The following is an 18,334-nucleotide window of genomic DNA, read 5'->3' as shown; positions in this document are numbered from 1 at the left end:
GCCGAATACGTCGGCCTTCGTGGAGTCGTGTCCGAGGTCGGCAATGGTGAGGGAAGGGCGATGAACGGGTGACCAATCTGGACGAGACCGGTCGGAAACGTCTTGAGCCGAGGCCTGTGTCGCGGCCTCCCGTCGATCCCTCCGCGCAGCGCGCGTTCGGGCGTCCGTCCGGCGTCAGCGGTTCGTTCCTCGGCGCGGAGAAGCACCGCGATCAGGGCGAGTTCACCCCGAAGGATCAGCCGCCCGACCCCGTGCTGGCCGAGGCGTTCGGCCGGCCCTACCAGGGCGGTGACTCGCTTCAGCGTCATCCCACCGACGCCGGCGCACTGGACGCCGAACGCGACGGCGACGACGCGGATCAGGACGATCCCTGGCGCAATCCGGGTGCACCGGTCGCGCTGGGCACACCGGCGGTCGCCGCGACGGCCCCCGTGCAGGCCGCCGGCCCGGTGGGCAAGCTCGGCGTGCGCGACGTCCTGTTCGGCGGCAAGGTCTCCTTCGTCGCGCTCATGGTGCTCGGCCTCATCGCGCTCGTCATCGGTGTCGCCGGGGGATGGGTCGGCCGCACCACCGCCGAGGTGGTGTCCGCGTTCACCACCTCGAAGGTGACGCTGGAGACCAGCGGTGGCGACGACAACGGAGAGCCGCGCGGGCAGTTCGCCGAAGTTGCTGCCGCCGTTGCCGATTCCGTGGTGACGATCGAAGCCACCAGCGACCGGGAAGGCTCGCAGGGGTCCGGTGTCGTCGTCGACGGCCGCGGCTACATCGTCACCAACAACCACGTCATCTCCGAGGCCGCGACCAATCCGAGCGAGTTCAAGATGTCGGTGGTCTTCAACGACGGCAAAGAGGTTCCGGCGAACCTGGTCGGGCGTGATCCCAAGACCGACCTCGCGGTCCTCAAGGTGGACAACGTCGACAACCTGTCGGTGGCGCGGATGGGTGACTCGGAGAAGCTGCAGGTCGGCGAAGAGGTCATCGCCGCCGGTGCCCCGCTCGGCCTGCGCAGCACTGTCACCCACGGCATCATCAGCGCGCTGCACCGGCCCGTCCCGCTCTCGGGCGACGGGTCGGACACCGACACGGTGATCGACGGCGTGCAGACCGACGCGTCCATCAACCACGGCAACTCCGGCGGTCCGCTGATCAACATGGACGCCGAGGTCATCGGTATCAACACCGCCGGCAAGTCGCTCTCGGACAGCGCCAGCGGCCTCGGCTTCGCGATCCCGGTCAACGAGGTCAAGCAGGTCGTCGAGACCCTGATCCAGAACGGCAAGATCGCCCACCCGACCCTGGGCCTGACGGCGCGCTCGGTCAGCAACGACGTCGCCAAGGGTGCGCAGATCGCGGACGTGAAACCGGGCAGCCCCGCAGAACAGGCCGGCCTGCTGGAGAACGACGTGGTGGTCAAGGTCGGTGACCGCGAGGTCGCCGATGCCGACGAGATGATCGTCGCGGTCCGGCAACTCAAGATCGGCGAGGCGGCGCCCGTCGAGGTGGTCCGGGACGGCCGCGTGGTGACGCTGACGGTGACACCCACCGGCGACGACAGCACATAACGATGTTCGCCAACGTCGGGTGGGGCGAGATGCTCGTCCTGGTGATCGCCGGCCTGGTGATCCTCGGCCCCGAACGTCTGCCCGGGGCGATCCGCTGGACCGCCGGTGCGGTTCGTCAGGCCCGTGACTACATCACCGGTGCGACGAGTCAGTTGCGTGAGGACCTGGGCCCGGAGTTCGACGATCTGCGGGAGCCGCTGTCCGAGCTGCAGAAGCTGCGGGGCATGACGCCGCGGGCGGCGTTGACCAAGCATCTGCTCGACGGGGACGACTCGATCTTCACCGGCAGGTTCGACTCGACGAACACCGACAGCCCGAAACCCCCGAAGCCACAGTCGGGGCCCGGCCCGTCAGCCGTGTCACCGGCGGCGTCGGTCGATCCGGCGTCCACACCGTTCGACCCCGACGCGACGTAGCGCCGGAGGCGCGCTCTACCGGCCGGCCGGATCCAGCCCCAGCGACATGCCCGCCAGTCCCCGTTTGCGGCTGGACAGGGCGTCGGCGATCTTGCGCAGTTCCTTGCCGGCCAGCGAGTCAGGGGCGCTGAGCACCAGCGGCACACCGGTGTCACCGGCCGAGACCAGTTCCGGGTCCAGGGGGACCTGTCCGAGCAGCGGCACCTCGGCACCGACGGCGCGCGACAGGCTCTCGGCCACCTGGCGGCCACCGCCCTCACCGAACATCTTGATGACGGGTCCGTCCACCATGTTCTCGACGACGCCGGCGATTCGCTGGCGGGTCTGGATCGCGATCGCGCCGGCCCGCTCGGCCACTTCGGCGGCAGCCAGCTGAGGGGTGGTGACGACGAGGATCTCGGCGCCGGGGATCAGCTGCGCGACCGAGATCGCGATGTCGCCGGTGCCGGGCGGCAGGTCGAGCAGCAGCACGTCGAGGTCACCCCAGTACACGTCGGCGAGGAACTGCTGCAGGGCCCGGTGCAACATCGGCCCGCGCCACACCACGGGGGTGTTGCCCTGGGTGAACATCGCGATCGAGATGACGCGCACGTCGTGGGAGACGGGCGGCAGGATCATCGAGTCGACCTGCGTGGGCCGGTCGGCGGTGCCCATCATCCTGGGTACGGAGTGACCGTAGATGTCGGCGTCGAGCAGGCCGACGGACAGCCCGCGCGCGGCCATCGCGGCGGCCAGGTTCACGGTGACGCTCGACTTGCCGACACCGCCCTTGCCGGAGGCGACCGCGTATACGCGGGTCAGCGAACCGGGCTGTGCGAACGGGATGACAGGCTCGCGGGAGTCGCCGCGCAGCAGCTTGCGCAACTCGGCCCGTTGCTCGTCGTTCATCACATCGAGGGTGACCCTGACCGCCCCGGTTCCGGGGACGTCCTGCACCGCGCGGGTGACCTGGTCGGAGATCTCGGTCTTCTTGGGGCACGCCGACGTGGTCAGGTAGATCTCGACGTGCACCGACGCATCGGGTTCGACGGTGACGTTCTTGACCATGCCGACTTCGGTGATGGGCCGCCGAAGTTCAGGGTCGATCACCTTGGTCAGAGCGGTGCGAACCGCCGCTTCCAGGTCATGAGGTGTAGAGGACATCACCCGCGAGTCTAGGCGCAGGTGGGTGCCGGATCCGATTCGGGCGCGTGGGTCAGCTGAGGGGGCCGGGCGCGGGTCCCGGTGCCGGACCCGGTGCGGGGCCGGGCTGCGGTCCCGGTGCCACCGGACCCGGTGCCGCCGGCATCGGGTCCGGCTGGAGGCCGAGTGGGCCCGCCGGCGCGGGCGCCGGCGCCGGCGCGGCGGGAAGGTCCTGGATGCAGAAGACCGCGCACTGCGCCGGCTTCTGCGGGGCGGGCTGCTGCACCCACGGGGGCACCCAGGTGGGCGGCGGGGCGACGGGCTGCGGTGCGGCCGCGGGCATGGGACCGGGCAGCGGCCCGAGCGTCTGGCCGGCGCCGAAGCCCGGAAGCCCGGTGTTGATCTGGCTGGCCACGTCGGTGCGTTCCATCAACGGGATCAGCGCCAGCGGATCGTTGGCCGGCAGGCCGGTGGCATTGAGGGGGAGACCCGGGCCCAGCCCGGCGCGACGGTCCAGGTGCGCGGTCAGCGTCGCGGTGGTGGCGGCCTCCAACTCGGGCACCGACCCGGTGATCGGCGGCAACTCCAACGGCACCACGCCGGTCGCGTACGCGGCGGCCCAGCTCAGCACGTTCTGCGCGTAGGACATCGAGTTGTTGTAGCGCAGGATCGCGGCCATCACGTCGGCCTGGTTGCGCAGGTTCAGCCCACCGCTGCACAGGTAGCGGGCGGCGCCGAGCGCGGCGTCGTAGATGTTCTGGACGTCGGCCTTCCCGTCGCCGTCACCGTCGGCGGCATAGCGCGACCAGGTTCCGGGCAGGAACTGCATCGGGCCCATGGCGCGGGCGTAGACCACCCGGTCGGCGGAGCGGCTCTCGACGATGACCTCGTTGCCCGGCAACGTCCCGTCCAGCGTCGGACCGTAGATGGGTCGCACCGCGGTGCCGCGCGAGTCCGTCGCGCCACCGTAGGAGTGCATCGACTCGATGCGGCCGATGCCGGCCAGCAGGTTCCAGCTCACGCCGCAGCCGGGATAGGCGGCGGCCATCATCGTCTCGGCGTTGCGGTAGGCCGCGAGATTCACCGACGGGATCCGCAGTGTGCCCGGCGCGTTGAGGATCGTCGGCGGGGTGGGACCGGACGCGGCGGTGCCGGCCACGGTGCGCAGCGGTGCGGGAGCTTTGGCGACGGCGACCACCGAGATCCCGGCCCGTTCGTCGGCCGACGGCGCGACGGCGGCGAGCGGAAGCACCGCGGCGTCGCGTGTCGGGGTGTGGGTGGGCGCGGAGGCGCCGACGGCGCCGGCCAGGACCAGCGGGGTCAGGACGGCGGCGACGCCTACAGCGGGATTGCGGACGAACTGCCCTGCTCGACGCCTCGCTGCCACGAGCGCAGGTCCTCCCCCAATGTGCACTCAACCGTCCTAGCTGTGAGACCGCCTGTGAATCCAGTCACCATACCTATTGGGCAACGGTCGTGTAACAGCAATCGCCGCACACGTCTCAACTCGATTTCTTCGTCTTGCGCGCGCCGGTGTCCTGTTTGCCGGCACGGCCCGGTTCGGCGTCTTTCTCCCCGGACAGTTTCTCGATCATCTCGCGGATCTCGTCGAGTTCCCTGCGCAGATAGTCACGGGTGGCGACTTCGCCGACCGCCAGCCGCAGCGCCGCGAGTTCGCGGGCCAGGAACTCGGTGTCGGCCTTGGTCTGCTGCGCCCGCCTGCGGTCCTCGTCGAGAGCGACGCGGTCGCGGTTCTCCTGCCGGTTCTGTGCCAGCAGGATCAGCGGGGCGGCGTAGGCGGCCTGGGTGGAGAACGCGAGATTGAGCAGGATGAACGGGTACGGATCCCACTGCCACGCGAAGGCGCCCAGGTTCAGCAGGATCCAGACGATGACGACGATGGTCTGGATGGCCAGATACCGCCCGGTTCCGAGGAATCGGGCGATGCCCTCGCTGAACCGGCCCACGGCTTCGATGTCCAGCCGGGGCGCGAAGGATCGGGAAACCCTCGGCGTGTCGAGGCGCTGCCTCGACGACGGTTCACTCATGGCGTCCTTCCACGGACACGATCAGCGGCTCGGATTCACGCTCGCGCCAGTTGTCGGGGAGCAGGTGGTCGAGGACGTCGTCGACCGACACCGCGCCCAGCAGATGGTTCTCCTCGTCGACGACCGGGCCGCACACCAGGTTGTAGGCGGCGAAGTACCGGGTGAGCGCGCCGAGGGAATCCTCGGGCGCGAGCTGCGGCAGGTCGGAGTCGATGATGCCGCTGACCAGCGTTGCCGGCGGTTCACGCAGCAGGCGTTGCAGATGCACGCAGCCCAGGTAGTGGCCGGTCGGTGTGGCCGTCGGCGGCCGTACGACGAAGACGAGGGACGCCAGCGCCGGGGTGAGGTCCGGATCACGCACGCGCGCAAGGGCTTCCGCGACCGTGGTATCGGGGGCGAGTACCACTGGTTCGGAGGTCATCAGGCCGCCCGCGGTGTTCGGGGAGTGGCTCAGCAGTCGCCGGACGTCCTCGGAGTCCTCCGGGTCCATCCGGCGCAGCAGTTGTTCGGCGTCGGCGGGCGTCATCGTGCCCAGCAGGTCCGCGGCGTCGTCGGGATCCATCGCTTCGAGCACGTCGGCGGCGCGATCGGTCTTGAGCTGCCGCAGAAGTTCCACCTGCTCCTCTTCGGGGAGCTCCTGCAGCACATCGGCGAGCCGTTCGTCGTCGAGCGCGTTGACGACCTCGTGGCGGCGCTTCCCGGGCAGTTCGCGGATCGCGTCGGCGACCTCGACCGGGCGCTTGTCTTCGAACTGTTCGAGCAGTTGCGCCACACCCTGATCGGGCATGGCCAGACCGGCCGGCGTCAGGCCCTGCACGTGGTCCCATTCCGTGGTGTACACGTTGCTGCGCCGGCCGAGGCGGCGCTGCGGCCGGACTGCCACCCGGGTGACGACCCAGTCGCGGGTCCGGGTCTGCTCGATGCCGAGGTCCACCACGACGACGTCGAGGCCGGCGAGCGCGGGAAGGTCGGGATCGTCGACCCGCACCCTGGTCTCGACGACCTGGCCGAGGACGAGCACCTCACCCGGGCGCTGCGAGAAGCGGCGCAGCGAGACGTTGCCGGTCGACAGCGTGACCGCTCCCGGCTCGATGGCGGTGACCCGCAGAATGGGGACGAAAATTCTTCTGCGGCTGAGAAGTTCGATGACGAGGCCCAGTACCCGGGGCTGTTGACGGACGACCGAGATGCCGATCACGACGTCGCGCACACGTCCGATGGATTCGCCGTCGGGACCCAGCACCACCATGCCCGCGAGACGAGCCGCATAGACCCTGTTGACCGACGCCATGGTTGTCAAGGGTAGAAGAGTGTCTGGAGGTGCATTCAGTGGAGAACCGATATCGACCCCGTCGGACCTGCCTGTCCGTTCCCGGCAGCAGCGAGAAGATGATTCAGAAGGCCAAGGCGCTTCCCGCCGACGAGGTCTTCCTCGACCTTGAGGATGCGGTCGCCGCGGAGGCCAAAGACGAAGCGCGGCAACGGGTTGCACAGGCACTGGCAGAACCCGGCTGGGGCGATCAGCTACGTGGTGTCCGGGTCAACGACTGGACCACGCCGTGGACGCACGCCGACATCATCGAAGTGATGGCCCGGGCGGGCGCGTCGCTCGACATCGTCGTGCTGCCCAAGGTGACCGACGTCTCACACGTCCATGCCCTGGATCTGCTTCTGAGTCAGTTGGAGGCGACCCACGACCTGCCGCCGGGCCGGATCGGGATCGAGGCGCAGATCGAGGATGCCCGCGGGCTGACCCACATCGATGCGATCGCGTCGGCCCCGCGGGTGCAGGCGCTGGTGCTGGGGCCTGCCGATCTGATGGCGAGTCTCAACATGCGCACGCTCGTGGTGGGGGAGCAGCCCGAGGGGTACGACGTCGGCGATGCCTACCACCACGTGCTGATGCGGATCCTGATCGCTGCGCGCGCCAACGGGATCGCCGCGATCGACGGCCCGTTCCTGAAGGTTCGTGACGTCGAGGCGTTCCGGCGGGTGGCCGGGCGGTCGGCGGCTCTGGGCTATGACGGGAAGTGGGTGCTGCACCCGGACCAGATCGAGGCGGGCAATGAGATCTTCAGCCCGCGCCAGCAGGACTACGACCACGCCGAGTTGCTTCTCGAAGCCTACGAATGGCACACCTCGCGGGCCGGCGGTGCGCGGGGCGCGGTGATGCTGGGCGACGAGATGATCGATGAGGCCAGCCGCAAGATGGCGTTGGTGATCGCCGGGAAGGGCCGCGCGGCGGGGATGACGCGTACCGGGGAGCGGTTCGTCCCGCCCGGTTAGCCCGATCCCGCGAAGACGACGGCCATCAGGACGAACGCGCCGATGAGCCCCAGCACTCCGATCGCGATGCCCGCGATGGCCATCTCCTTGCCGCTCTGGCCGCTGGTCTTGATCTGGTTGAGTGCGACGACGCCGAGGACGACGGCGACGATCGATGCGATCGTTCCCGAGAAGCACGCGATGTTGAGCGGTAGCGCGAGCAGTGAGGTCACCAGCGAGCCGATGGCCATGCCGTTGGAGCCCTGCTGCGCGGGTGTGCCGTAGCCGTAGTCCGCGCCCGGGTAGCCGCCGGGGTACGCGCCGTAGGGCGACGGGTAACCCTGTGCGCCGTAACTCTGTGCGCCGTAACCCTGTGGGCCGTAACCCTGTGCGCCGTAGCCGGGCGGCGGATAGTTCTGCGCGCCGTAGCCCGCGGGGGGCGGCGGGTAGGGCGGTGAGGTGAAGTCGCCGGGCGCCGGGTAGCCGGTGTTCGGCGGTGTCCCGTACATCGGCGGGGTGGAGGACGGCGGCGGGTTGTAGGCCGGCGGCGGCGTGTATCCGTGCGGCGGGGTGTCGTCGGACGACGTGTCGGGTGCGCTCGGCGTGTGCTCGATCGAGGGTGCCTCATAGCCCGCCGGAGTGGGCTCGGAGCCGTCGGCAGCCGACTCGGAGGATTCGACCCGGTCGGCGTCGTTGTCCGAACTCGTCATGACGATCAACCTAGCCTAAGAGCAGGTAACCCGAGGTGAGCGAGCAGTGCGGCACCTTTAGGGTGGGCCAGACGTTGTCGGTGGACTACCGTTGTGCGTGAAGGAAAGGCAGTGACGAGACCATGACCAGCCCCTTCCAGCCAGGACAGAATCCCGCTTCGCCGGCCGCGGGACCGGCAGCCGGGCGCGGACGCCAGCCCGCTCTTCCCACGCCGCCGAAAGGCTGGCCGATCGGCTCGTACTCGACGTACGCCGAGGCGCAGCGGGCGGTGGACTATCTGTCGGATCAGGAGTTTCCGGTCCAGCAGGTCACGATCGTCGGGGTCGACCTGATGCAGGTGGAACGGGTCACGGGCCGGTTGAGCTGGCCCAAGGTCCTCGGCGGCGGTGTCCTGACCGGTGCGTGGCTGGGCCTGTTCATCGGGCTCATCCTCGGGTTCTTCAGCCCCAATCCGTGGAGTGCGCTCATCACCGGTGTGATCGCGGGCGTGTTCTTCGGGTTGATCACCTCGGCGATTCCGTACGCGATGGCCCGTGGCACAAGGGATTTCAGTTCGACCATGCAACTGGTCGCCGGACGCTACGACGTGCTGTGCGATCCGCCGAACGCCGAGAAGGGCCGGGATCTGCTGGCGCGCCTGACCATCTGATGGTGTCGTCGCGCAACGACGTTCCCGCTCTGGTGCGCTCACATCTGCTGGAGCACTTCGCCCGGCTGGGTGTCACCGCGGAGCCCGATCAGGCCAGCGTGACGTTCCTGGGTGCCGACCGGATCGACGTCCTGCGCTTTGCGGGGCCGGGAGATGCTCCGGTGCACTATGTTTCGCTGGGTTGCTCGAAGCAGCCGATGGTGGACCCGGCGGAGATGATCGCCGACCCGGTGCAGGGCCCTCGGGCCGAGGTCGTCGTCGCCCTGAAGGGGACGTCCCCGGTGGGGTTGTCCCGGTCGGTGGCCGTGGTGGCCGCCTCGCCCGCGGTGGAGGGCCTGATCCTGGCGCCCGACGCGCTGATCGACCTGGAGATGCCGATCTGGGAGGGTGCGCCCTTCACCGCATTCCTGTTGGGCCGCAGCGACATCGACGATGTCGTACTGCCCGAGCCGATGTCGCCGGTGGTCCTGTTGTCGGCGGTGCCGATCACCGCGACGGAGGCGGCGTGGGTGCGGTTGAAAGGGGCCGAGGCGATGAGGGAGGCGTGGGTGCAGGACGGGGTCGACCCCACGGACCCACGGCGGAAGGCCGCCAGTCCCGCCTGAGCGCGCCGAAATTGCATTCCAGCAGGAAAAGTGCGAGTGGAGGCCTGCTGGAATGCACGTTCGGCGGAGGTGCTCGGCGAGGTCAGAGCCAGTTGTTGCGCCGGAAGTTGCGGTAGAGCACCACGCAGACGGTGGCCATCACCAGCAGGGCCAGCGGATAGCCGAACGTCCAGTTCAATTCCGGCATGTGGTCGAAGTTCATGCCGTAGATGCCCGCCATCGCGGTCGGCACCGCGGCGATGGCGACCCACGCCGAGATCTTGCGCATGTCGACGTTCTGCTGCATCGCGACCTTGCCGAGCGCGGCCTGCACCAGGGAACTCAGCAGCTCGTCGTAGCTGCCGATGCGATCGGCGGCCTTGATGGTGTGGTCGAGGACGTCGCGCATGTAGCGCCGGATCTCGACGTTGACGAGGTCGTCGTGTTCCCTGTCGATCCGCTCGAGATCGGTGACCAGCGGGCTGACCGCGCGGCGAAGCTCGACGACTTCACGCTTGAGCAGGTAGATCGTCTCGATGTCGGTCTGCTGACGGGGAGAGAAGATGTCCTCTTCCATCGCGTCGATGTCGTGTTCGATGAGGTCGGTGACATCGAGGTAGGTGTCGACAACGTGGTCGGCGATCGCGTGCATCACCGAGTAGGGCCCCAGACGCAGGTTGTGCGGGGCGGCCTCCAGACGCTTCCGGACCCCGGCGAGTCCACCGTGTTCGCCGTGGCGGACCGTGACGACGAAGTCGCCGCCGACGAAGATCATCACCTCACCCGTCTCGACGATTTCGCGGACCTTGGCCATCGACTCGTGCTCGACGTAGGTGACCGTCTTGAGTACCAGGAACAACGTGCCGTCGTAGCGTTCGAGCTTCGGCCGCTGGTGGGCGTGGACGGCGTCCTCGACGGCGAGGTCGTGCAGACCGAACACCTCGGCGACGGCTTTCATCTGCTGGTCGTCGGGTTCGTGCAGACCGATCCAGACGAAGGCGGACCCGCCGTCGGCCTCGATCTCGTGCACCTTGTCCAGCGCCGCGGCGTGGGTGTACTTGCCGGGGAGTCTGATCCCGTCGCAGTAGACGCCGCAGTCGACCATCGCCTGGGAGACGGGGAGGTGGATGCGGTGGGCGGCGCCACCGGCCGATCGGGTGTCCGATGACTGTCGCGGTGGGAGCGGACGAAACGAGGGCATGCGCCCACCTCCCTGATCTGCGTGAACGTCACCGCCGTGGCATCGGCGGTATCCGGGAAAATCGTACGCGGCGATCACGTTGCGTCCTTCTCACGACGGGGGAACCCATTCCTGTGAGTTTGGAGGGTCGGTTACTGTGACGCCGTGGCTGAAATGGTTCGCACGCCCCAGGTCGTCATCGACGACAACGAGATCTTCGAAGCGCACGAGGGCGGCAAGCTCTCGGTGGACTTGAAATCGCCTCTGGACACCCAGCGGGCTCTGTCGATCGCCTACACCCCCGGTGTCGCGCAGGTGAGCCGTGCGATCGCGGCCGACAAGACGCTGGCCAAGAAGTACACGTGGGCCAGCCGGCTCGTCGCCGTGGTGAGCGACGGCAGCGCGGTGCTCGGACTCGGTGACATCGGCGCGGCGGCCTCGCTCCCGGTGATGGAGGGCAAGAGCGCGCTGTTCAAGACGTTCGGCGGACTCGACTCCATCCCGATCGTCCTCGACACCAAGGATCCCGACGAGATCGTCGAGACGCTGATCCGGCTGCGGCCGACGTTCGGCGCGGTGAACCTGGAGGACATCTCTGCTCCGCGCTGCTTCGAGATCGAGCGCCGCGTGATCGAGGCCCTCGACTGCCCGGTCATGCACGACGACCAGCACGGCACCGCGATCGTCGTCCTCGCCGCGCTGCACGGCGCGGCCAAGGTTCTCGAGCGCGACATGCACGCGCTGCGCGTGGTGATCTCGGGTGCCGGCGCCGCGGGCGTCGCCTGCGCGAACATCCTGCTCGCCAAGGGCATCACCGACATCACGGTGCTGGATTCCAAGGGCATCATCCATCCGGACCGCGGCGACCTGAACTCGTTCAAGGCCGAACTCGCCCAGCGGACGAACCCCGCGGGCCGCACCGGCGGCGTCGCCGAAGCGCTCGACGGCGCCGACATGTTCCTCGGTCTGTCCGCGGGCCTGGTGCCCGAGGAGATCATCGCGACGATGGCGCCGGGCGGCATCGTCTTCGCGCTGTCGAACCCCGATCCCGAGATCCACCCCGACGCCGCCCGCAAGTACGCGTCGGTCGTCGCGACCGGCCGCAGCGATTTCCCGAACCAGATCAACAACGTGCTGGCGTTCCCCGGCGTGTTCCGTGGCGCCCTCGACGCGGGCGCGCGCAGGATCACCGAGAAGATGAAAGTCGCTGCGGCAGAGGCGATCTTCTCTGTGGTCGGTGACGACCTGTCGGTGGACCACATCGTGCCGAGCGCTCTGGACCCGCGGGTGGGACCGGCAGTCGCGGCTGCGGTGGCCGCGGCGTCCGAGGACTGATCCGGCTGAGCCGCCCGCGCGCCTCGTACCGGCTGCGGCTGGCGTTCTGTCTGGCCGCTGTGGGGATCGTCGCGGGCTGTGGTGGTCCGCCCGCTCCGCCGTCGATTCCGGTCGGCGCCACCGGTGAGCCCGAAGCCCAGCTTGTGGCGCATCTGTATACGGCGGCGCTGCGTTTCTACGGGAATCCGGCCCACGTGCAGGTTGCCGACGACCCCCTCGGCGCGCTGGACTCGGGTGAGGTTCGGGTGGCGCCGGGACTCACCGGGGAACTGCTGGCGCGCTTCGCGCCCGACTCCGCCGCACGCTCCGATGTGCAGGTGTACCGCACGCTGCTGTCGGCGCTCCCCGAGGGGGTGGCGGCGGGTGACTACACGACCTCGGCGGAGAACAAGCCCGCGATCGCGGTGACCGAGCGCACGGCCGGCGAGTGGGACGGCGGCGACGTGGCGGCGCTGGCGCGCAGCTGCCCGGATATCGCGGTCGGCGCGGTGCGGTCCGAACCCCGGCCGGCGCGCGTCGGCACCTGCACGTTGCCCGACGCCCGCGAGTTCCCCGACGACGACGCGATGTTCGGCGCTCTGCGGGCGGGCCGCATCGACGCGGCGTGGACCTCGACCGCGGCACCGGATGTTCCGTCGGAGGTCGTGGTGCTCTCCGACAAGACCGCGTTGATCCGCGCCGAGAATGTGGTGCCGCTGTACCGGCGCAACGAGTTGAACGAGTCGCAGGTGCTCGCGCTCAACGAGATCGCCGGTGTGCTCGACACCGGCTCGCTGGCCGACATGCGCCGACAGCTCGCCGAGGGCACCGACCCCGGCCTGGTGGCCGGGCAATGGCTGGAGGAGCATCCGCTCGGCGTCGGCCACTGAGCGCAAGCACCGAGCGCCAGGCACCGAGCACCTCGCACCGCGAGCGCGCGGGTCTGTACGCCGACACGCCGTCACCCGTGGCACCCGACGCGAGTTCGTGCCCGTCGAGCGTGCTTACTTCGCCGGCGGCGTCAGCCGGGCGACGACCTTGGGGAACACGCTCTGGTAACCCGCGCCGAGTGCGCGGATCGCGATCTCGAACATCTTCGCGTCGTTGCCGATCAGGATGCGGGCCTTGTTCTTGCGCACCCCGTCGAGAATCACCTGGGCGGCCTTCTCCGGTGTCGTACTCGCGAGCTTCTTGTCGAACGTCTTGGCCAGCTCGTCGGCGTCGAGACCTTCGGCGGCGCCGGCGTTGCGTGCGATCGCGGTCTTGATGCCGCCGGGGTGCACGCAGGACACCTTCACGGGATGCCCGGCGAGCGCCATCTCCTGGCGCAGCGCCTCGGTGAAGCCGCGCACCGCGAACTTCGCCGCGTTGTAGGCGCCCTGACCGGGTACCGAGAACAGCCCGAACACCGACGACACGTTGACGACATGGCCGTCGCCGGACGCGATGAGGTGGGGGAGGAAGGCTTTCGTGCCGTTGACGACGCCCCAGAAGTCGACGTCCATGACCCGCTCGATGTCTTTGAACTGCGACACCTCGATGTCGCCGGTGAAGGCGATACCGGCGTTGTTGTAGATCTGGTGCACCTTGCCGAAATGCTCGGCGACGTCGTCCGCGTACTGCAGGAACGTCTCGCGTTCGGTCACGTTGAGCCGGTCGCTCTTGACGTGCGTGCCGATGGCCTTCAGTCGTTCCTCGGTGACCGCGAGGCCTTCGGTGTCGACGTCGCTGATCGCGACGAGTGCGCCAGATCGGCCGAGTTCGATGGCCAGCGCTTGCCCGATGCCCGAGCCTGCGCCCGTCACCACGGCCACTTTTCCCGCGAAGCCCTGCATCTACACTCCCTCGGTTGGTCGACGCGTCGAGTGGTGTGAGCCTACCCGGTACCCCCGGTCCCGTGTTTCCCCGCACCGGCGTCGGCCGGTAATGGACTCGGCGCGCAGAGCGACAATCAGGGCATGAAGTTGACCTACCCGGTCGTGGCCGCGCTCGTCGCCTCGGCCGCGATGGCCGCGACGTTGTCGGCGCCGCCCGCCCATGCCGACCCGGCGACCGACGCGTTCATCTCGACGCTGCAGCACTACCGCCTCGGAGACATCGATCCGGCGACGGCGGTTCGGGTCGGTCAGACGGTGTGCCCGATGCTGTCCGAGCCCGGCCAGAACGCCGCCAACGTCGCCGCGGACGTCTCGGAGGCGCTCGGCCGTCCGCTCGGCCCCGCGACGATGTTCACCGGGCTGGCCATCTCGATCTTCTGCCCGCGCGCGGTCGATGCGATGACCGACGGGGTGCCGTTCTCGTTCTTCCGCTGATCGCCGCCGCTCGACGGCCGTGAGCGCGCGCAGGGTGCTCGCGATTCACGGCGCGTCGGCGTGCAGACATGCGCGCTCGCGGTGCAAGGCCGGGTGCAAGTCCGAAGGCTCCGAAGGTCAGGCGAACGCTTCGTCGATGATCTCCTGCTGCTCGACGGCGTGCACTTTCGACGAACCTGACGACGGCGCCGACATCGCCCGCCGCGAGATCCGCTTGATGCCGGCGAGCTTGTCGGGCAGCACCTCGGGCAACGTCAGACCCAGCGTCGGCCAGGCGCCCTGGTTCGCCGGCTCCTCCTGCACCCAGAAGAACTTCTCGGCGTTCGGATACTGGTCCAGGGTTTCGGCGAGGCGACGCTTCGGCAGCGGCGCGAGCTGCTCGAGCCGCACGATGGCGACGTCGTCGCGATCCTGCTTGCTCTTGCGTGCCGCGAGCTCGTAGTAGAGCTTGCCGCACGTCAGCAGCACCCGCGTCACCTTCGAGCGGTCGCCGGTGCCCTCGGTGTAGGTGGGCTCTTCGAGCACCGAGCGGAACTTCGCCTCGGTGAAGTCCCGCAGATCGCTGACGGCGGCCTTGTTGCGCAGCATCGACTTCGGCGTGAACACGATCAGCGGACGGTGGATCCCGTCGAGGCCGTGGCGGCGCAGCAGATGGAAGTAGTTCGCCGGCGTGGAGGGCACCGCGATCGTCATCGAGCCCTCGGCCCACAGCAGCAGGAACCGCTCGATGCGGCCCGACGTGTGGTCCGGTCCCTGGCCCTCGTGACCGTGCGGGAGCAGCAGCACCACGTCGGAGAGCTGGCCCCACTTGGCCTCACCGGAGCTGATGAACTCGTCGATGATCGACTGCGCGCCGTTGACGAAGTCGCCGAACTGCGCCTCCCACAGCACCATCGCGTTGGGGTTGCCGACCGAGTAGCCGTACTCGAAGCCGACGGCCGCGAACTCCGAGAGCGCCGAGTCGTAGATCATCAGCTTGCCGCCGGTCGGGTTGCCGTCGGTGTCGACGGTCAGCAGGTCCAGCGGGGTGAACTCCCGGCCGCTCTGCCGGTCGATGATCACCGCGTGCCGCTGCGTGAACGTGCCACGGCGGGTGTCCTGGCCGGTGAACCGGATGGTCTTGCCCTCGGCCAGGAACGTGCCGAGTGCGAGCAGTTCCGCGAACGCCCAGTCGACCTTGCCCTCGTAGGCCATCTCGCGGCGCTTCTCCAGCACGGGCTTCACGCGCGGGTGCACGTTGAAGTCCTCGCCGAACGCCAGGTGCGCGTCACCGACGCGGGCGAGCAGCGACTTGTCCACCGCGGTCTTCATGCCCGCGGGGACCATCTGGTCGGACTCGACCGAGGCGCTCGGCTCGATCTCGTGTTTCTCCAGATCGCGGACCTCGTTGAACACCCGCTCGAGCTGACCCTGATAGTCGCGCAGCGCGTCTTCGGCTTCCTTCATCGAGATGTCGCCACGGCCGATGAGCGCTTCGGTGTAGGTCTTACGGACACCGCGCTTGGTGTCGATCACGTCGTACATGTACGGCTGGGTCATCGACGGGTCGTCGCCCTCGTTGTGCCCGCGCCGGCGGTAGCACAGCATGTCGATGACGACGTCCTTCTTGAACTTCTGCCGGAAGTCGACCGCGAGCTTGGCCACCCACACCGCGGCTTCGGGGTCGTCGCCGTTGACGTGGAAAATCGGCGCGCCGATCATCTTCGCGACGTCGGTGCAGTACTCCGAGGAACGCGAGTCCGTCGGCGAGGTGGTGAAGCCGATTTGGTTGTTGACGATGATGTGGATCGTGCCGCCGGTGCGGTAGCCGCGCAGCAGCGCCAGGTTCAGTGTCTCGGCGACCACACCCTGACCGGCGAACGCGGCGTCACCGTGCAGCATCATCGGCACGACGGTGAAGTCGCCTGCGCCGCCGTCGGCTTCCTCACCGCTTTCGAGCAGATCCTGCTTGGCGCGCACGATGCCTTCGAGTACCGGGTCGACGGCCTCGAGGTGGCTGGGGTTGGCGACCAGGGAGACCGAGATGTCGTTGTCGCCGAACATCTGGATGTAGGTGCCGTTGGCGCCGAGGTGGTACTTGACGTCGCCGGAGCCGTGCGCCTGCGACGGGTTCAGGTTGCCCTCGAACTCGGTGAAGATCTGCGAGTACGGCTTGCCGACGATATTGGCCAGCACGTTGAGCCGGCCGCGGTGCGGCATGCCGATGACGACCTCGTTGAGCCCGTGCTCGGCGCACTGGTCGATCGCGGCGTCCATCATCGGGATGACGGTCTCGGCGCCTTCCAGCGAGAAGCGTTTCTGCCCAACGTATTTGGTCTGCAGGAACGTCTCGAACGCCTCGGCGGCATTGAGCTTGGACAGAATGTACTTCTGCTCGGCGACGGTCGGCTTGGCGTGCTTGATCTCGATGCGGTCCTGCAGCCACTGCTGCTGTTCGGGCTCGAGGATGTGGGTGTACTCGACGCCGATGTGGCGGCAGTACGCGTCACGCAGCAGGCCGAGGATGTCGCGCAGCTTCTTGTTCGTCTGGCCCGCGAACCCGTTGACCTTGAACTCGCGGTCGAGGTCCCACAGCGTCAGCCCGTGGGTGTTGACGTCGAGGTCGGGGTGGCTGCGGAAGCGGGTCTTGTCCAGACGCAGCGGGTCGATGTCGGCCATCAGATGGCCGCGGTTGCGGTAGGCCGCGATCAGCTCGATGACGCGGGCGTTCTTGTCCTCGATGGAGTCCGGGTTGTCGATGCGCCACCGCACCGGCTCGTACGGGATGCCGAGCGCGCGGAAGATCTCGTCGTAGAACTCGTCGTCGAGCAGCAGGTTGTGGATCGTGCGCAGGAAGTCACCCGACTCGGCGCCCTGGATGATGCGGTGGTCGTAGGTCGACGTCAGCGTCATCAGCTTGCCGACGCCGAGCTCGGCGATGCGCTCCTCGCTCGCGCCCTGGAACTCGGCCGGGTACTCCAGCGCACCCGCGCCGACGATCGCGCCCTGGCCCTGCATCAGCCGCGGCACCGAGTGGACGGTGCCGATCGTGCCGGGGTTCGTCAGCGAAATCGTCACGCCCGCAAAGTCTTCGCCGGTCAACTTGCCGTCGCGGGCACGACGCACGATGTCCTCGTAGGCGGCGATGAACTGCCCGAAGTGCATCGTCTCGCAGTTCTTGATCGCCGCGACGACCAGTGTGCGCTTGCCGTCCTTGCCCGGCAGGTCGATCGCCAGACCCAGATTTGTATGGGCCGGCGTGACCGCGTTGGGTTTGCCGTCGATCTCGGCGAAGTGCCGGTTCATGTTCGGGAACTTCTTGACCGCCTGCACGATGGCATAGCCGAGCAGGTGGGTGAACGAGATCTTGCCGCCGCGGGTGCGCTTGAGGTGGTTGTTGATGACAATGCGGTTGTCGATCATCGCCTTGGCCGGGATGGCCCGCACACTGGTGGCCGTCGGTACGTCCAGGGATGCGGACATGTTCTTCACGACCGCTGCGGCCGCACCGCGCAACACCTGCGACTCGTCCTCGGAGGCTGCCGCGGGGGCGCTCTTCTCGGACGTCTTCGCCGGCGCAGCCTTCTCGGCGCTCTTGCCGTCGGTCTTGGATTCCGTCTTCTGCGCGGCCTTGTCGGTGGTCTTCTGCGCGGTCTTGTCGGCCGGCTTCTCCGACGACGACGACTTCGCGGCCGGCTTCTCCGGCGACTTGGCGGCGGGCTTGTCGGATTTCGCCGGTGCGGTGGAGCCGTTGGTGCCGGTGGGCTTCGGGGCCGGGGCGGGTTCGGCAGGTGAGGTCGGCGCCTTGGCGGCGGGCTTTCCGTTGGAGCTCGGGCGCGTGCTCGTGGCGGGCTCGTTGGTGGGTTCAGGGGAGTAGTCGACGAGGAACTCGTGCCAACTCGGGTCGACCGACGACGGATCCTCGCGGAATTTGCGGTACATCTCTTCGACCAACCACTCGTTCTGACCGAATGGTGAAGGTGAGCTCACGGCTTTTGTTCGCCTCAATTCTTCGCTTCGGGCCGGCGCCCCGCGGCAGCCGGCCTCCCCTTTGTCAACCCGGTGTGCGGTGATCCCGCGTCTCTGCCGTAATAGAGGCTAGCGCTTCTGTCCTGGGGTCGACCAGCCAACGCGGTTATGGTCATTGAGGTCACCGCCGCGCGTTGCCGGACGGTGTGTCGGTACCCGTCGG

The 18,334-nt window shown here is 68.4% G+C and carries 16 protein-coding genes; 8 read left to right on the top strand and 8 right to left on the bottom strand.

Annotation, left to right across the window (positions count from 1 at the left end; genetic code table 11):
* The first annotated feature begins 68 nt into the window (after positions 1-68).
* On the top strand, positions 69-1,562 hold the full coding sequence (gene htrA / locus DYE23_RS20955; RefSeq protein ID WP_115328066.1) for a serine protease HtrA: 1,494 nt from the start codon (positions 69-71) through the stop codon (positions 1,560-1,562).
* A 2-nt stretch (positions 1,563-1,564) separates the two neighbouring features.
* Positions 1,565-1,978, top strand: coding sequence for a Sec-independent protein translocase protein TatB (tatB, locus tag DYE23_RS20950; protein ID WP_115328065.1), 414 nt, complete (start codon positions 1,565-1,567; stop codon positions 1,976-1,978).
* 15 nt (positions 1,979-1,993) lie between these two features.
* On the opposite strand, the gene DYE23_RS20945 is transcribed toward tatB, so the two are convergent.
* The 4 genes from DYE23_RS20945 to DYE23_RS20930 form a co-directional block, all read right to left on the bottom strand.
* On the bottom strand, positions 1,994-3,121 hold the full coding sequence (locus DYE23_RS20945; RefSeq protein ID WP_115328064.1) for an Mrp/NBP35 family ATP-binding protein: 1,128 nt from the start codon (positions 3,119-3,121) through the stop codon (positions 1,994-1,996).
* 52 nt (positions 3,122-3,173) lie between these two features.
* Entirely contained in the window at positions 3,174-4,487 is a 1,314-nt protein-coding gene (locus DYE23_RS20940; protein WP_115328063.1) for a lytic transglycosylase domain-containing protein, read from the bottom strand.
* A 115-nt stretch (positions 4,488-4,602) separates the two neighbouring features.
* On the bottom strand, positions 4,603-5,148 hold the full coding sequence (locus DYE23_RS20935) for a DUF1003 domain-containing protein (RefSeq protein ID WP_011893092.1): 546 nt from the start codon (positions 5,146-5,148) through the stop codon (positions 4,603-4,605).
* Positions 5,141-6,439 (bottom strand): magnesium transporter MgtE N-terminal domain-containing protein, encoded by a 1,299-nt coding sequence (locus DYE23_RS20930; protein ID WP_115328062.1) that lies wholly within the window; start codon positions 6,437-6,439, stop codon positions 5,141-5,143. Before DYE23_RS20930 ends, DYE23_RS20935 begins: the two co-directional genes overlap by 8 nt.
* 38 nt (positions 6,440-6,477) lie before the next feature.
* On the opposite strand from DYE23_RS20930, the gene DYE23_RS20925 reads away from it, so the two are divergent.
* Complete coding sequence (locus tag DYE23_RS20925) at positions 6,478-7,434, top strand: HpcH/HpaI aldolase/citrate lyase family protein (RefSeq protein WP_011893094.1); 957 nt, start codon at positions 6,478-6,480, stop codon at positions 7,432-7,434.
* On the opposite strand, the gene DYE23_RS20920 is transcribed toward DYE23_RS20925, so the two are convergent.
* Entirely contained in the window at positions 7,431-8,123 is a 693-nt protein-coding gene (locus tag DYE23_RS20920) for a DUF4190 domain-containing protein (protein WP_115328061.1), read from the bottom strand. The two genes, DYE23_RS20925 and DYE23_RS20920, sit on opposite strands and share 4 nt — an antisense overlap.
* A 122-nt stretch (positions 8,124-8,245) precedes the next feature.
* On the opposite strand from DYE23_RS20920, the gene DYE23_RS20915 reads away from it, so the two are divergent.
* Together DYE23_RS20915 and DYE23_RS20910 are read left to right on the top strand one after the other, a co-directional pair.
* Positions 8,246-8,773, top strand: coding sequence for a YflT domain-containing protein (locus tag DYE23_RS20915; RefSeq protein ID WP_011893096.1), 528 nt, complete (start codon positions 8,246-8,248; stop codon positions 8,771-8,773).
* The gene (locus tag DYE23_RS20910) at positions 8,773-9,378 is read left to right on the top strand and encodes a suppressor of fused domain protein (protein ID WP_011893097.1); all 606 of its coding nucleotides are present in this window, start codon (positions 8,773-8,775) and stop codon (positions 9,376-9,378) included. Before DYE23_RS20915 ends, DYE23_RS20910 begins: the two co-directional genes overlap by 1 nt.
* An 82-nt stretch (positions 9,379-9,460) precedes the next feature.
* On the opposite strand, the gene corA is transcribed toward DYE23_RS20910, so the two are convergent.
* Complete coding sequence (corA, locus tag DYE23_RS20905; protein WP_115328060.1) at positions 9,461-10,558, bottom strand: magnesium/cobalt transporter CorA; 1,098 nt, start codon at positions 10,556-10,558, stop codon at positions 9,461-9,463.
* A 153-nt stretch (positions 10,559-10,711) separates the two neighbouring features.
* Between corA and DYE23_RS20900 the strand changes: the two genes are divergently transcribed.
* The gene (locus tag DYE23_RS20900) at positions 10,712-11,872 is read left to right on the top strand and encodes an NAD(P)-dependent malic enzyme (protein ID WP_115328059.1); all 1,161 of its coding nucleotides are present in this window, start codon (positions 10,712-10,714) and stop codon (positions 11,870-11,872) included.
* Positions 11,873-11,931: 59 nt separating this feature from the next.
* Positions 11,932-12,741, top strand: coding sequence for a glycine betaine ABC transporter substrate-binding protein (locus DYE23_RS20895; RefSeq protein WP_235660466.1), 810 nt, complete (start codon positions 11,932-11,934; stop codon positions 12,739-12,741).
* 114 nt (positions 12,742-12,855) lie between these two features.
* Here DYE23_RS20895 and DYE23_RS20890 read toward each other — a convergent pair whose 3' ends face one another.
* Positions 12,856-13,686 (bottom strand): SDR family NAD(P)-dependent oxidoreductase, encoded by an 831-nt coding sequence (locus tag DYE23_RS20890; RefSeq protein WP_115328057.1) that lies wholly within the window; start codon positions 13,684-13,686, stop codon positions 12,856-12,858.
* Between the two features lie 123 nt (positions 13,687-13,809).
* Between DYE23_RS20890 and DYE23_RS20885 the strand changes: the two genes are divergently transcribed.
* Positions 13,810-14,163, top strand: a complete 354-nt coding sequence (locus tag DYE23_RS20885; protein ID WP_013471140.1) for a DUF732 domain-containing protein — start codon at positions 13,810-13,812, stop codon at positions 14,161-14,163.
* A gap of 117 nt (positions 14,164-14,280) precedes the next feature.
* Here the strand turns inward: DYE23_RS20885 and DYE23_RS20880 are convergent, their stop codons facing one another.
* Positions 14,281-18,084, bottom strand: a complete 3,804-nt coding sequence (locus DYE23_RS20880; RefSeq protein WP_235660607.1) for a multifunctional oxoglutarate decarboxylase/oxoglutarate dehydrogenase thiamine pyrophosphate-binding subunit/dihydrolipoyllysine-residue succinyltransferase subunit — start codon at positions 18,082-18,084, stop codon at positions 14,281-14,283.
* Positions 18,085-18,334: the final 250 nt, after the last annotated feature.

The organism is Mycolicibacterium gilvum (assembly GCF_900454025.1).
Lineage (GTDB): Bacteria > Actinomycetota > Actinomycetes > Mycobacteriales > Mycobacteriaceae > Mycobacterium > Mycobacterium gilvum.
This window is presented reverse-complemented; position numbering and strand designations above follow the sequence as displayed.